Genomic DNA, 14,369 nt, shown 5'->3' with positions numbered 1-14,369 from the left:
GCCGCATCGCGCGTGCGGCGCGGCGCCATCGCTCTCCTGGTTGGACTGTCGTTCGCTGCGAGTGCGGTGGCGGCGTCAGCCGCCGTCAGCGACCGCGACGGCGAAGGCGAAGGCCTGCAGCCCAGCAATGCCGCGATCGGCATGCCTCACTTCAAGGGCGATGCGCATCCCTTGCCGGATAGCGGCGTGGCGTTCGCGCCGGGGCAGGGGCAGGGCCAGTTGCAGCGGGCGTTCGCCGCCGACCTGGCGGCGGGTGCCGGCCGCGCGCCCGGCCGCGATTTCTGGATCGACCGCCTGCTGGCGCGGCAGGGCACCGGCGGCGGTTTCGGCGACAGCAACAACTGGCTGTTCACCCGCGGCCGCGCCGCCTACCTGTACACGCACAAGCCGGAGGAGCCTGGCTTCGTCGGCGACGCGGCCTACGTGCACAAGACCGGCCACGACGCGCTGTTCCGCCTGCAACTGGAGCGCGACGGCGTGCCGATCGCGCTGGTCGAGGACAGCGCGCAGCGGCGGCAGACGCCGAGCTATTTCAGCAGCGTGTATGCCGGTGGAGGCGTGCGCCTGCAACTGGTCAAGTTCATCAGCGAACAGAACGTTGCGGTGGCCGAAGTCACCGTGTCCAGTGTCGACGGCGTGGCGCACAGCCTGACCCTGCGTGCGGTCTCGCCGATGGCCACGCATCCCGTCAGTGCCGAGTTGACCGGCGCCTTCGTCACCCACAACGCCATCACCACGCTGTTCCCGCGGCTCTCCGGCGACGGCTTCGCGGTCGATGGCGCAAGCATCGCGCGGCCGCTGGCGGTGCCGGCGCACGGCGCCGCGCCGACGCTGAAGGTGCAACTGGGGCTGATCGCGCGCGAGCTGCCTGCCTCGCTGCAGGAATACCGGCGCATCGCCGCGCAGTCGCAGCAGCAGGCCTACCGCGACCACGTCGTCGCCTACAACCGCTGGTGGGCCGACAACCTGCCGTACCTGGACACGCCCGAGGACAATCTCGACAAGACCCTGTTCTACCGCTGGTGGCTGCTGCGCTTCAATTTCCTCGACGCAGCGGTGCCCGGCAACGACTACCAGTTCCCGGTGGCGATCGAAGGCGTGCTCGGCTACGACAACGCCATCGTGCTCACCACCGGCATGTTCATCGACGACCTCAAGTACCTGCGCGATCCGCTCTACGCCTACGGCTCCTGGCTCGGCGCGGGCGAGACCGCCGGCGGCGGCAAGTACGTGGACAACCCCGGCGCGCCGGAGAACTGGTCCAATTCCTACGCCCAGTACCTCAGTGCTGCCGCCTGGCGTGCCTACCAGGTGCATGGCGGCCCGCCGGCGATCGCCGGGCAACTGGCGCGCTACGCCAGCGACGACGTGGACGCGCTGCTGCGCGCCTATGACCGCAACGGCAACGGCCTGATCGAATACGACTGGGCGGCGATGACCGGCAACGACGCCGATGCGGTGTCCTTCGACTGGGCCAAGCGGCATGGCGCGCCGCGCATGGACCGCAGCGAGAGCGCGTACGTGTACGCCAATGCGCTGGCCGCTGCACAGGCCGCGCAACTGGCCGGCGACGCCGCCACCGCGGTGCGCATGCAGGCGCTGGCGGCGAAGATCCGCCGCGCCGTGCTCGATGTGCTGTGGCAGGACCACAGTGCACAGGCCGACGGCATGGGTCTGCACGGCGACCTGCTCAAGCAGCGCCAGGCCGATGAGCCGCGCCTGCCGGTGGACTGGAAGGAAACCAACAACTACTACCCTTTCAGCGTCGGCCTGATGCCCAGGCACGGCGATGCCGACGACGACCCCAAGTACGTGCGCGCGCTGCGTCTGTTCGCCGATGCGCGGCAGTTCCCGCTGTTCCCGTTCTACACCGCCAATCAGGCCGACGCGCAGGCGCGCGGCGCCGGCGGCAGCAACAATTTCTCGGTGATCAATTCCACCGTGGCGTTCCGCCTGCTCGGCAGCGTGTTGCGTGATTACCCGAGCCCGTACCTCGATGCGTCCAGCTACCGCAAGCTGCTGTACTGGAACGCGTGGGCGCACTACATCGACGGCGACAACCGCTACCCGGACCAGAACGAGTTCTGGGCGCAGGGCAGCGCCGCCGATGGCGGCCGCATCGGCTATCGCTCGTGGATCCACCACACCCAGCTCGGCGCCACCAACTTCACTTTGATCGAGGATGCGATGGGCCTGCGCCCGCGCAGCGATGCCCTGATCGAGCTGTATCCCATCGACATCGGTTGGGACCATTTCGCCGCCGACCGCCTGCGCTACCGCGACCGCGACCTGAGCATCGTCTGGGACCGCGACGGGCGCCGCTACGGCGGGGCCGCGCCAAAGGGCTATTCGCTGTACCTGGACGGGCATCTGGCCTTCACCGTCGATCGCCTGGCGCACGTGCTGTACGACCCGGCCAGCGGTCACGTGCAGGCCTTGCCGGATGTGGTCAATGCCGGTGCCGCGCAGATGCAGGTGCTGGCCGCGCATCGGCTGGCGCTGCAGGCGCCGCAGCAGGTGCGGTTTCCCGGCACGGCGCGAATCGGTGCGGTCCTCGCCGACGCGGGGCTCGACATCGCGTTGCCGCCCGGCGCGCGCAACCTGGCGCAGGCCGCGGCAGTCAGCGCCAGCTATGCGGCCGACGGGTTTCCGGCCACGGCGGCGGTCGACGGCAGCACCGCCAATGAACCGTTCTGGGGCACCGCCGGTTCGCCTGCCGCCAGCGATTGGCTGGAACTGGATCTGCAGCGCCCGCAGACCCTGGACGATGTACGCGTGTACTTCTATCGCAGTTCCTCGCCTCCGGGTGAACAGCACGGCTTCCCGTCGGGCACGCGCGCCGGCTACACGCCGCCGTGGCTGTACGTGCTGCAGTACTTCGACGCCGGCGTGTGGAAGACCGTGCCGGGCCAGGTGCGCGATGCACAGATCGCGCAGGGCAACCGCAACCGCATCCGTTTCCCGCCGCTGCGCGCGCAGCGCTGGCGTCTGCAGGTCACGCATGCCGGCGCGCTGCGCACCGGGATCAAGGAGATCCAGGCCTATGCCAGCGGCGCCGCGGCGCCGGCGGTGCACGGCAACCAGGCGCCGGAGGTCGAGGCCTGGCAGGAAGACGGCAGCGCGGCGGGTGGCGTGATGCGCCTGGTCGGCCGGGTCGGCGACGACGCGTTGCCGAACGGCACGCTGGCGCTGCAGTGGCGCACGCTGCAGGCACCGCCCGGCGGCGCTGCCCTGTTCGAGCAGCCGCAGGCGGCCACCACGCAGGTGCGTTTCACCGCGCCCGGTACCTACACCCTGCAGTTGCAGGCCGACGATGGCGCGTTGCAAGGGCACGCCGAGGTCAAGGTGATCGCGGCGGCGGCTCCGGCCGGGCAGACGCTGCAAGTACAGGGCGAGGCCACGCCGAGCGCGCAGTTCACCGCTGGCCATCACCGCCTGCAGGCGCTCAACGATGGGCTGCTGCCGGCGCCGGACCAGGTGCCGGCCGCCGACCGCCGCTGGGGCAGTTGGGGACGCGCGCAGCCGGCCTCGGTGTGGGTGCAGTACGAGTGGCCGCAACCGCAACGGCTGAGCGCCACGGCGCTGTATTTTTGGGACGACCAGCCGCAGGGCGGGGTGGCGTTGCCGCGCGCGTGGACGTTGCAATACCGAGACGGCACGCAGTGGCGCGACATCGCCGTGCGCGGCGGTTATCCGGTGCACGGCGATGGCGCGCCGAGCCGGGTGACGTTCGCGCCGGTGGTTACCACGGCCTTGCGCGCGGTGCTGCAGACCGCGACGCAGGGCGAGGGCCACTACGCGGTCGGGCTGGACGAATGGCAGGTGTTCGCCGAGCGCGCGGTGGCGACCGAAGCGGTGGACGTGCGCATCGCGCCCGGGCAGGCGCCGACGCTGCCGGCACGCATCGCCGGCTACTTCGCCGACGGCAGCTGGGCCTGGCTGGGCGTGCGCTGGTCGCAAGTCGATGCGGCGGCGCTGGCCGGCGAGGGCCGCGTGCAGGTGCAGGGCCTGGCCGACGGCGGCGTGCCGGTGACGGCCAGCATCTGGGTCCGCGCGACCGCGCCGGGCCAGCTCGCCACCGTGCAGGCGCCGCCGCCGCTGCACGTGCCTGCGGGGCAGGCGCCGGGGCTGCCGGAACTGGTCTCCGTGCAGTACAACGACGGCTCGCGCGAGCGCGTGCCGGTGCGTTGGGCGCCGCTGGCGCCGGCCGCCTATGCCAAGCCCGCACGCCTGAGCGTGGTCGGACAGGCGCGGGGCCGCGATGGCACCGGGACGCTGCCGGTGCGGCTGGAGCTGGTGATCGAGGCGGAGACGACACCATGAACCGCCATCCCGTGCGCCGTGCCGTCGCCTGCCTGTTGGTGGCCTGCACTGCCTGCATCGGCGTTGCCGCGGCCATCGCCGCGACACCGGCGGTGCCCTGGTCGCGGCAGGTACATGCGCCGGGCAATCCGATCCTGGCCGACGGCCGCGCCTATTCGGCCGACCCCGCGCCGCTGGTCGCCGACGGCAAGCTCTACATCATCGCCGGCCGCGACGAGGCGGCACCCGAGGTCAACGACTTCGTGATCGACCGCTGGCAACTGCTGGTCACCGACGATGTCGGCCGCGGCGACTGGACCCATTACCCGACGTTGCTGCGCCCGCAGCAGGTATTCGCCTGGGCGGCGCCCGGCCACGCCTACGCGGCGCAGATCGTGCAGGGCCCGGATAAACGCTATTACCTGTATGCGCCGGTGCAGGAAGCACACTCGCGCAATGCCGATCCGTTCGCGATCGGCGTGGCGGTGGCCGACAGCCCGCTGGGGCCGTGGCGCGACGCGCATCCGCAGGGACCGATCCTGTCGCAGTCGCTGCCGGTGCCCAACGCGATCCAGAACATCGACCCGACCGTCCTGGTCGACGACGACGGCCGCGTGTATCTGTACTGGGGCACCTTCGGCAAGCTGTTCGGCATCGAACTGGAACGCGACATGGTCACGCCGAAGGGGCAGGCGGTGGCGGTGACCACGCTGGACGGCTACTTCGAGGCGCCGTGGCTGTTCAAGCGCAATGGCACCTACTACATGGCCTACGCCGACAACCATGCCGGGCCGGAGTCGGACTGCACGCCGACGCTGTACCACGCGTGCATCGCCTACGGCAGCGCGCCCTCGCCGTTGGGGCCATGGACCTACCGCGGCGTGATTCTGCCGCCGGTGTCCTCGACCACCTCGCATCCGGGCATCGTGCAATTCAAGGGCCAGTGGTACCTGGTCTACCACACCGCCGACGCCAAGGGCGGCGGGCATTTCCGTCGCAGCGTGGCGATCGACCGGCTGCAGTGGGACGACACCCGGCAGCCGGCGCGGATCCTGCCGGTGGTGCCCACGCGGCGGCCGCAGCCTCCGTTGCCGCCGCAGCGCAACCTCGCCCGCTATGCGCGGGCCAGCGCGTCCAACGGCCCGGACATCCCGCACCAGTACTGGATCGCCGCGCTCAACGACGGCCGGGTCAAGCGCAATCCGTTGCCGCCGCAGCTATGGGGCAGTTGGACACCGCACAACCCACCGCAGCAATGGCTGCAGTACAGCTGGGCGCAACCGGTGACGCTGCAGGGCAGTCGCATCCTGTTCTGGGCCGATCATCCGCCGGGCGCGGACAGTGGCGTGGCGCCGCCGGCGCGCTGGCGGCTCGAGTACCGTCGCGACGGCCGTTGGTGGCCGCTGGCAGAGAGTGCACGCGCGCCCGTCGCCGGCCGCTGGCAGACGCTGCGCTTCGCGCCAGTGACCACGCGCTGCGCGCGCGCGGTGCTGGACGCATCCGGCGGCGGTGAGCGCTACGCCGCACTGGCGGTGCAGGAGTGGGAGATGTTGGCGCCGCAGGCGCAGCGCCTGCCGCAGGCGACCGCGGCGGATGTGCAGCGGTGCGACATGCCTTGAGGCGAGGCGGGGGTGCCGATTGCGCCAACGTCGCCGACCTTTGCGTGCGTTCCAGTGGCGAGCCCACTGCAGACATCGGCCGCAGTTGCCGGTCGCATCATGTTCCTGTCGTGACGCTAGTTTGATTTCCGGAATGTGTGCGGAATTAGCCCGATTCCGTGGGGATAACCGTAAGGTGGATTGCGTTTCACTGCATTAGTCTGCAAACGGGCTAGCGATATGCGCGTGGCTGACTCCGCCTGTTGTCGGCGTTCTGCCGGCCGCATTCCTCTACCGGCACGCCATCGGGGTGATGGCGGATCATCCATCACGGCACGCTGTTGCAGCGCATTGCGCGTCGCTCGCCCAATCCATCCACTGTCATCGAACAAGAGGAGTGTGGAGCCGTGAAACTTGCTGCTTCTCGATACGTGCGTCTGGTCTCCACGATGTGCCTGTCGGCCGTTCTGGCCTTGGCTGCGCAGCATGCGCAGGCGGCGGCCTGCACCGCCGGCCAATGGATCGCCAATCCCGGCGATACCGACATGCCGGCCGTTCGCTACGAAACGCAACACTTCGCGTTCCGCTGGAAGGACGGACAAGCCGTGTCGCAGAACGACGTCGCCTCGGCAGCCAAGGAACTGGAGCTGATTTGGGCTGCCTACATGGAGCGCGTCGGGTTTCCCGAGCCTTACTGCAACACGCAAACGAAGTACAAGGTCAGCGTCTACCTGGACCACAGCTTCGGCCTGAACGGCGGTACTTCCGCCAGCGGCGGCATGGGCATGTGGATCAATCCGGACCAGTTGGGGTATCACTGGGGCCTGGCGCATGAATTGACCCATGGCTTGCAGGGCAGTACCGGCGGCTTGCGCGACTCGCCGTACGTCGGCTGGATCTGGGAATCGCATGCCAACTGGATGGCGCATCAGTATTTCCACGACGACGTGCAGTGCTCTGAGATGTTGGTGAACTACCCGCATCTCTATCTTGGCTCGACTCGCGACCGCTACTGCAACTGGCAGTTCATGGAGTACCTCAAGGATCGCTTCGGTTACGCGATCATCAACGATCTGTGGGCCAAGGCGCCCAAGCCCGGCGATTCCCGCCAGGCCGATGCCGATCCGTTCTCGATCATCCGCGACAACATGGGCTGGAGCCAGTCGCAGCTCAACGACGTGCTCGGCGACTGGGCCATGCACAACGTGCAGTGGGACTACACCGACCCGGACGGTCGCGACCATGGCGCCGTGATGCGCCAGCAATACGGCAGCAATACCGCGTTCGATCCGGAAAACCCGGCCGATGAGACCAACCGCGATCGCGCGCTGCGCCTGACCCAGCTGGATCCGGTGCAGGGGCAGACAGGCGTCTACCAAGTGCCGTTCGACTGGGCGCCGCAGCGTTGGGGCTACAACCTGGTCCGGCTGATTCCCACCGTGGGTGCGAATGCGGTCGTGGTGAAGTTCCATGGCAACGTGCAGCAGAAGTCGGCGGTCGACACGTTGCCGGGCCTGGTCAACGATCCCGAGACGATCGGTACGCCGGATTCGGATTGGCGCTGGGGCCTGGTCGCGATCGAGGCGAACGGCAAGCCGCGCTACAGCGCGTTGCAGCGAGGCGCCGATGCCGCGCTGTCGTTCCAGGTGCGCAGCGATGACAGCGACCTGTATCTGGTGGTGATGGGGACGCCGAGCAAGATGCAGAAGATCAAGTGGGATCAGTCCTACTATTCGGTCTACCGCTACCCGTGGAGCGTCACGCTGCAGAACGCGTATCCGTCGGGCCAGCAGCCCGGGGCGCCGACGCCGACGCGCGTGGGCGGCCGTCACCCCAACGGCGGTGGCTGGGTCGCCCAGAACGCGTATGTCGCGTCGACCGCCTATGTCGGCCCGCATGCGCGGGTGCTGGGTGGCAAGGTGCTGGGCGATGCGCGCATCGAGGATCATGCGACGATCCTGGGCGGGCAGGTGCAGGACGGCGCCGTGGTTGGCGGGTTGAGTTTGCTGCAGGACGGGGTGACGGTGAAGGATCGCGCCCGGTTGCATACGGTGTTCAAGCCGGCGGGGGCGTTCGGCGGGTTCACGCTGTCCGGTTCCGCGCAGTTGCGTGGCGACGTCGAACAACGCGGCGCGTCGGCCAGCAAGGGCGTGTTCTACGGCTACGTCGATGCGAATACGGTGACCAACCCCGATTATGGCGCCGACCTGACCGACGCGGTGCCAGAGGTCACGGCGAAGCCGCAATGATCGACCGGCAATGACTGCCAGGCGGTGTCGTGGCGGATGCACGGTGCATTCGCTGCGACACCACCGCGGTGTCGCGATCCCGGCATGACACGACGCGTCGTGCAGGTGGCGCATGAGCTGCAGCGCATTGGCGTGTCGGCCGCGTTCGCCCACGCTGTCCGCAGGGGCCTGGTCGCCAGCGCCGGGTCGGCACGGTGATTCGGCAGAAATCCGCATCTGCACGCATCAGTGGGGACAAGACGCGCTGTCACCCGGATGACACAGTGACCATGGATCCGCCGGTCGTTGCCCTGCGGCGTCGGCGTCCCGACATCTCACACAGGAGCAGTCCATGCCTCGATGCGTTTCTTTCCCGCATGCCGCCTCGCACGCGGGAGGCCGGCGATGAGCGGGCAGGGCATGCATCGGCATGGCGCCGCCTGCGCGCACGCAGCTGCCGACGCGGCCGGCGCTGCGCTGGATCCTTCGCGGCGCCGCTTCCTGCAATGGAGCGCACTGGCGGTGGCCGCCGGGCTGCTGCGCTTCCCGCTGGACGCCGCCGCGTCCACGCCGGGCCGGGTGCAGGCGCTGCCCTTGCAGCAGGTCACGCTGAAGCCGTCGCTGTTCCTGGACTCGTTGCAGACCAACCGCCGCTACCTGCTGGAACTGGAGCCGGACCGCCTGCTGCACAACTTCCTGCAGTACGCCGGCCTGCCGCCGAAGGGCGCGGTGTACGGCGGCTGGGAGGGCGACACCATCGCCGGCCACACGCTGGGCCACTACCTCAGCGCACTGGCGAAGATGCACGCGCAGACCCGCGATCCCGCACTACGCGAGCGCATCGACTACATCGTCGCCGAACTGGCGCGCGCGCAGGCAAAGGACGCGGACGGCTACGTCGGCGGGCTCACCCGCAAGAACGACAACGGCGCCATCGACAGCGGCAAGGTGGTGTTCGAGGAAGTGCGCCGCGGCGTCATCAAGGGCAGCAAGTTCAATCTCAACGGTAGCTGGTCGCCGCTGTACACGGTGCACAAACTGTTCGCCGGCTTGCTCGACGCGCAAGAACTGGCCGGCAACGCACAAGCGCTGCAGGTGCTGTTGCCGCTGGCCGGCTATCTCGCCGGTGTGTTCGACGCGCTCGACCATGCGCAGATGCAGACCCTGCTGGACACCGAGTTCGGCGGGCTCAACGAGTCCTACATCGAACTGGGCGCGCGCACCGGCGATGCGCGCTGGGTCGCCATCGGCACGCGTTTGCGCCACGAGAAGGTGATCGACCCGGCCGTGGCCGGGCGCGATGAACTGCCGCACATCCACGCCAACACCCAGGTGCCCAAGTTCATCGGCGAGGCGCGCCAGTTCGAAGTCGCCGGCGATGCCGATGCGGCCGCGGCGGCGCGCTTCTTCTGGGAGACGGTGACCGCGCACTACAGCTACGTGATCGGCGGCAATGCCGACCGCGAGTATTTCCAGGAGCCGGACACCATCGCCGCGTTCCTGACCGAGCAGACCTGCGAGCATTGCAACAGCTACAACATGCTCAAGCTGACCCGGCACCTGTACCAGTGGACGCCGCAGGCGCGCTACTTCGACTACTACGAGCGCACGCTGCACAACCACACCATGGCCGCGCAGCATCCGGCCACCGGCATGTTCACCTACATGACGCCGATGATCAGCGGCGGCGAGCGCGGTTTCTCCGACAAGTTCGATTCGTTCTGGTGCTGCGTCGGCAGCGGCATGGAAGCGCACGCGCAGTTCGGCGATGCGATCTACTGGCAGGACGCCACCTCGCTGTACGTGAATCTCTATATTCCCTCGCGGCTGGACTGGAGCGAGCGCGACCTGGCGCTGGAACTGGACAGTGGCGTGCCCGACAACGGCAAGGTGCGCCTGCAGGTACTGCGTGCCGGCGCACGCGCGCCGCGGCGGCTGCTGTTGCGGGTGCCGGCTTGGTGCCAGGGCCGCTACACCCTGCGCGTGAACGGCAAGCCCGCGCGTGCGGCATTGGCCGATGGCTATCTGGCGCTGGAGCGCGACTGGCGCGCCGGCGACGTGATCGACCTGGACCTGGCCACGCCGCTGCGGCTGGAACACGCCGCCGGCGATGCGGACACGGTGGTGGTGATGCGCGGTCCGCTGGCGCTGGCCGCCGACCTGGGGCCGGTGAGTACGCCGTACGACGCGCCGGACCCGGCGCTTGTGGCCGCGGCCGATCCGCTGCGCGGCTTCGTCGAGCTGCCGCAGCCCGGCCATTTCCTGGCCAGCAGCACGCAACCGACGGGCCTGACCTTCGTCCCGTTCTACGCACAGTACGAGCGCCGCAGCGCGCTGTATTTCAAGCGTATGGATCCTGCGCAGTGGGCGCAGGAAGCGCAGCGGCGGGCGCGGCGCCAGGCCGAGCAGGACAAGCTGCGTGCGATCGCGGTGGACATGATCCAGTTCGGCGACGAGGCCTCCGAGCAGGCGCACCAGTTGCGCAGCGACACCTCCTTCGGTGGCGCCTACCGTCGGCAGCAGTGCCGCGACGTGCGCGGCAAGGGCTTCGTCGAGTTCCGCATGCGCGGCAGCGCGCAGCCGCTGGCGCTGCGCCTGCGCTTCTGGGGCAGCGACAAGGGCCGTTTCAACATCCTGATCAATGGCAAGCTGGCCGTGGAAGTGGCGGTGGAGCGCGGCCAGGTGATCGATTTCGTCGACCGCGATTACCCGTTGCCGCCGGCGCTCACCCGCGATGCGCAGCCGTTGATCGTGCGCATCGAGCCGCAGCACGGCGACACCGCCGGCCCGCTGTTCGGTGGCTGGCTGATCCCGGCGTGACCGCAACCAGCGGCATCGCCGTGCGCAGCGATGGCAGTGTGTGCCTGCCGTGTCGGTGTCTGCGCGACACCACGCCATGCCTCGTCACGAGCGCCTCATGCAGGCGCGCAGCCACGCACGACCATGCGTGATTCCGCATGCGAAACCGCGAATCGCGACAAGACGCGGCCATGCATCCACGGCACAGTGTGACCGCGTGATGAAAATCTGATCGCATCGTCGTACCGGCCGTGGCGCCGGCGTGCGCCACCGGAGCGCCGCCATCGTCGTCGGACGTCATCGTAGCAGCGGGGAGCCGCGCACGGCCGTGCGCGCAGGAGATCGGCCTCCCCGTTGTGCGCCAGGCCGTCGTGGTCCGGTGCAGGCACGCCACCGCAGGCGCCGCGCAGGCGCCACCGTCCAGCAGGTCCGTCCGTCGGCATGGCGCCGGCATGGCGTCGTTCGGCCTGCGTTTCTGCATCGTTCCCGTCTCGCCATCGTCCAGGAGTTCGCCCATGTCGTTTTCGCAGCCACGTCCTTCCTTCCGCCATGCCGCAACGCCGCTGGCGCTGGCGGTCGCCACCGCCTTGTCGCTGGGCAGCGCGGCAGCGGCGCAGGCGCAGGAGGCGAGTGCCGACAGCGCCACCCAGACCCTGGACAGCATCGTGGTCACCGGCTCGCGCCTGCGCCGCGTCGATACCGAAACCGCCAACCCGGTGGTGACCATCAGCCGCGCGCAGATCGAAGCCACCGGCAAGGCGACGCTCGGCGACCTGGTGCAGGAACTGCCGTCGATCGCCGGCAACGCCACCAATCCCAACACCAACAACGGCGGCGGCACCGGCGCCTCGGTGATCTCGCTGCGCGGCCTCGGCGACAAGCGCACCCTGGTCCTGGTCAACGGCACGCGCCTGGCCAGCAACGACGTCAACGCGATCCCGGCGACCATGATCGAGCGGGTGGAAGTGCTCAGCGACGGCGCCTCGGCGGTGTACGGCTCGGACGCGATCGGCGGCGTGGTCAACTTCATCCTGCGCAAGGGCTTCGACGGCGTCGAGGCCAGCGCCGACTTCGGCACCAGTTCGCGCAGCGACGGCAACCGCCGCAACTTCTCGCTCACCGCCGGCAAGACCGGCGAGCGCGGCAGCATCGTCGCCGGCCTGTCCTACCACGACATCGATCCTGTCTCGGCGGGCGCGCGCGCCTACTCCAAGGACGCGCTGTCGCTGATCGACGGCGTCGGGGTGAAGCAGGGCTCCTCGGCCACGCCGACCGGCAGCATCAGCTTCAACGACGGCTCTGCCGCGGCCAAGGCGCTGGCGGCCAGCAACGGCTGTTCGCGGGTCACCTTCAACGGCGGCAGCAGCAGCCCCACCAACGCCAGCCAGTACCACTGCTACGTCGCTTCCACCGATTCCTACAACTACCAGCCGTACAACCTGCTGCAGACCCCGCAGGAACGCACCAACGCCTTCGTGCTCGGCAGCTATCGCTTCAACGATCACCTGGAAGGCTACGTCAACACCTATTTCAGCAAGACCACCTCGTCCTCGATCATCGCGCCGATCCCGATCTTCGCCAACGGCGACAACTTCCTGGTCTCCTCCGCCAGCTACTACAACCCGTTCGGGGTCAACTTCGGCACCGACCGCAGCACCGGCACCTCGTACAACAACTTCAACACCCGCGCCACGGTGCTGGGCAACCGGCGCTACGAGTACAACACCTACAATTTCCAGATCAATCCGGGCCTGCGCGGCAGCTTTGGCGACAGTTCCTGGCAGTGGGATGCCAGCCTCAACTACGGCAAGGTCAAGCAGAAGTCGATCAACTACGGCTTCCTCGACTACGCCGGCTTCAATGCCGCGGTGGGGCCGTCGTTCCTGGCCGCCGACGGCACGGTCAAGTGCGGCAGCGCCGGCGCGCCGATCGCCGGCTGCACCCCGATCGACGTGTTCAACCTCAACGCCGCCAGCAACAAGGCCGCGCTGGAAGCGCTGGTGGTCAATCCGATCGTCACCAACGTCTATACGGTCAAGCAGTTCGAGGCCAACGCCAACGGCGAGCTGTTCGCACTGCCGGCCGGCACCGCGAGCCTGGCCGTCGGTGTCTCCTATCGCAAGGAAAGCACCAGTACCGCCGCCGATCCGCTGTGGACCGGCGACGAGAACGGCATGTGCGGCGTGCTCGAGTACTGCGCCTCGGTGCTCGGCGGCAGCTTCAGCGTCAAGGAAGCCTATGCCGAAGCGTTGTTCCCGCTGCTGGCCGGCCTGCCCGGCGTGCACTCGCTCAACCTGACCGTGGGCAGCCGCTTCTCCGACTACGACACTGTCGGCAGCAAGACCAACAGCAAGGTCTCGCTGGAGTATCGCCCGATCGAGAACCTGCTGCTGCGCGGCACCGCCTCGCAGGTGTTCCGCGCGCCCAACATCGGCGAGCTGTATGCCGGCGTGGCCGGCGACTCGCCGTCGGTCACCGACCCGTGCAATGGCTATACCGGCGGCCATGCCGCGGCCTGCGCCAACGTGCCCACCGATGGCAGCTACCAGCAGGCCGACAACCAGGTCGGCGCCAAGGCCTCCGGCGCGGCAGTGGCGGGCTACCAGCTCAAGCCGGAGACCGGCATGTCCTACGACTTCGGCGTGGTCTACGACCCGGGCTGGGTCGAGGGCCTGTCGATGAGCGCGGACCTGTGGAAGATCAACCTCAAGGACACCATCACCCAGGTCTCGGCACAGACCGTGCTCAACCAGTGCTATGCCAACGACGCCAGTGCGTTCTGCGCGCTGATCCACCGCAACGACAACGGCACCGTCAACTACATCGCCGAGCCCACCGTGAACCTCGGCAAGCTGTGGGCCAGCGGCGCGGACTTCAGCCTCACCTACCGCCTGCCGGACACCGCCTGGGGCAACTTCAGCGCCGGCCTCAATGGCACCTACGTGATCCGCTACGACATCAACCCCGACACCACCGACGCCAGCACCGTCACCATCCACAACGCCGGCAAGTACACCTACGCCTACGGCAACTTCCCGCGCTGGCGCGCACTGGGCACGCTGAACTGGAACCTGGGCGACTGGAGCGCGTCGTGGCGTGTCCGCTACATCGGCCGCACCGAGATCGGCAGCGCCGATACCCGCCAGAGCCTGTCGGCCGATGCCGACCAGCCCGCCGTGGTCCGCGACATCGGCGCCTACGTCTACCACAGCGTGCAGGTGGGCTATCAGGTCAAGCCGTGGAAGACGCGTTTCGAAGTCGGCGTGGACAACCTGGCCGACCGGCAGCCGCCGCTGTACTACGCCAACAACGTCACCAACGCCAACACCGACGTGGCCACCTACGATCTGCTCGGCCGCTACTACTGGGCGCGGGCGACGGTGAAGTTCTGAGGCGGAGCCTGCTTGCGCAGGCGAGTAGGTGACAGTGCCGTGGCGGGTGG

5 protein-coding genes are annotated in these 14,369 nt (G+C 68.7%); all 5 read left to right on the top strand.

The annotated features are described in order from the left end of the window. Positions 1–141: 141 nt before the first annotated feature. The 5 genes from SLW56_RS01035 (at position 142) to SLW56_RS01015 (ending at position 14,319) form a co-directional block, all read left to right on the top strand. A complete protein-coding gene (locus SLW56_RS01035) occupies positions 142–4,323 on the top strand; it encodes an Ig-like domain-containing protein (RefSeq protein ID WP_320694390.1) in 4,182 nt (1,393 codons plus the stop codon). Beyond that, complete coding sequence (locus SLW56_RS01030) at positions 4,320–5,921, top strand: family 43 glycosylhydrolase (protein ID WP_320694227.1); 1,602 nt, start codon at positions 4,320–4,322, stop codon at positions 5,919–5,921. Before SLW56_RS01035 ends, SLW56_RS01030 begins: the two co-directional genes overlap by 4 nt. Positions 5,922–6,349: 428 nt before the next feature. Further along, on the top strand, positions 6,350–8,149 hold the full coding sequence (locus tag SLW56_RS01025; protein ID WP_320694389.1) for an Svx/AvrXca family virulence/avirulence protein: 1,800 nt from the start codon (positions 6,350–6,352) through the stop codon (positions 8,147–8,149). Positions 8,150–8,533: 384 nt separating this feature from the next. Beyond that, positions 8,534–10,948 carry a glycoside hydrolase family 127 protein gene (locus SLW56_RS01020; protein ID WP_295965271.1) on the top strand — a complete coding sequence of 805 codons (2,415 nt, stop codon included), beginning with the start codon at positions 8,534–8,536 and terminating at the stop codon, positions 10,946–10,948. A gap of 494 nt (positions 10,949–11,442) precedes the next feature. Continuing rightward, the gene (locus tag SLW56_RS01015; protein ID WP_320694226.1) at positions 11,443–14,319 is read left to right on the top strand and encodes a TonB-dependent receptor; all 2,877 of its coding nucleotides are present in this window, start codon (positions 11,443–11,445) and stop codon (positions 14,317–14,319) included. The last annotated feature ends 50 nt before the right edge of the window (positions 14,320–14,369 follow it).

The sequence above is a fragment of the Xanthomonas sp. LF07-6 genome, from assembly GCF_034105445.1.
GTDB lineage: Bacteria > Pseudomonadota > Gammaproteobacteria > Xanthomonadales > Xanthomonadaceae > Xanthomonas_A > Xanthomonas_A sontii.
The sequence above is the reverse complement of the archived record's forward strand: the minus strand, read 5'-3'. Positions and strand labels throughout refer to the sequence as shown.

Excerpts from the sequence above, each read along its gene's own strand:
- SLW56_RS01035 (WP_320694390.1), top strand. The coding sequence starts at position 142 with ATGCCTCACTTCAAGGGCGATGCGCATCCCTTGCCGGATAGCGGCGTG.
- SLW56_RS01030 (WP_320694227.1), top strand. The coding sequence starts at position 4,320 with ATGAACCGCCATCCCGTGCGCCGTGCCGTCGCCTGCCTGTTGGTGGCC.
- SLW56_RS01025 (WP_320694389.1), top strand. The coding sequence starts at position 6,350 with ATGTGCCTGTCGGCCGTTCTGGCCTTGGCTGCGCAGCATGCGCAGGCG.
- SLW56_RS01020 (WP_295965271.1), top strand. The coding sequence starts at position 8,534 with ATGAGCGGGCAGGGCATGCATCGGCATGGCGCCGCCTGCGCGCACGCA.
- SLW56_RS01015 (WP_320694226.1), top strand. The coding sequence starts at position 11,443 with ATGTCGTTTTCGCAGCCACGTCCTTCCTTCCGCCATGCCGCAACGCCG.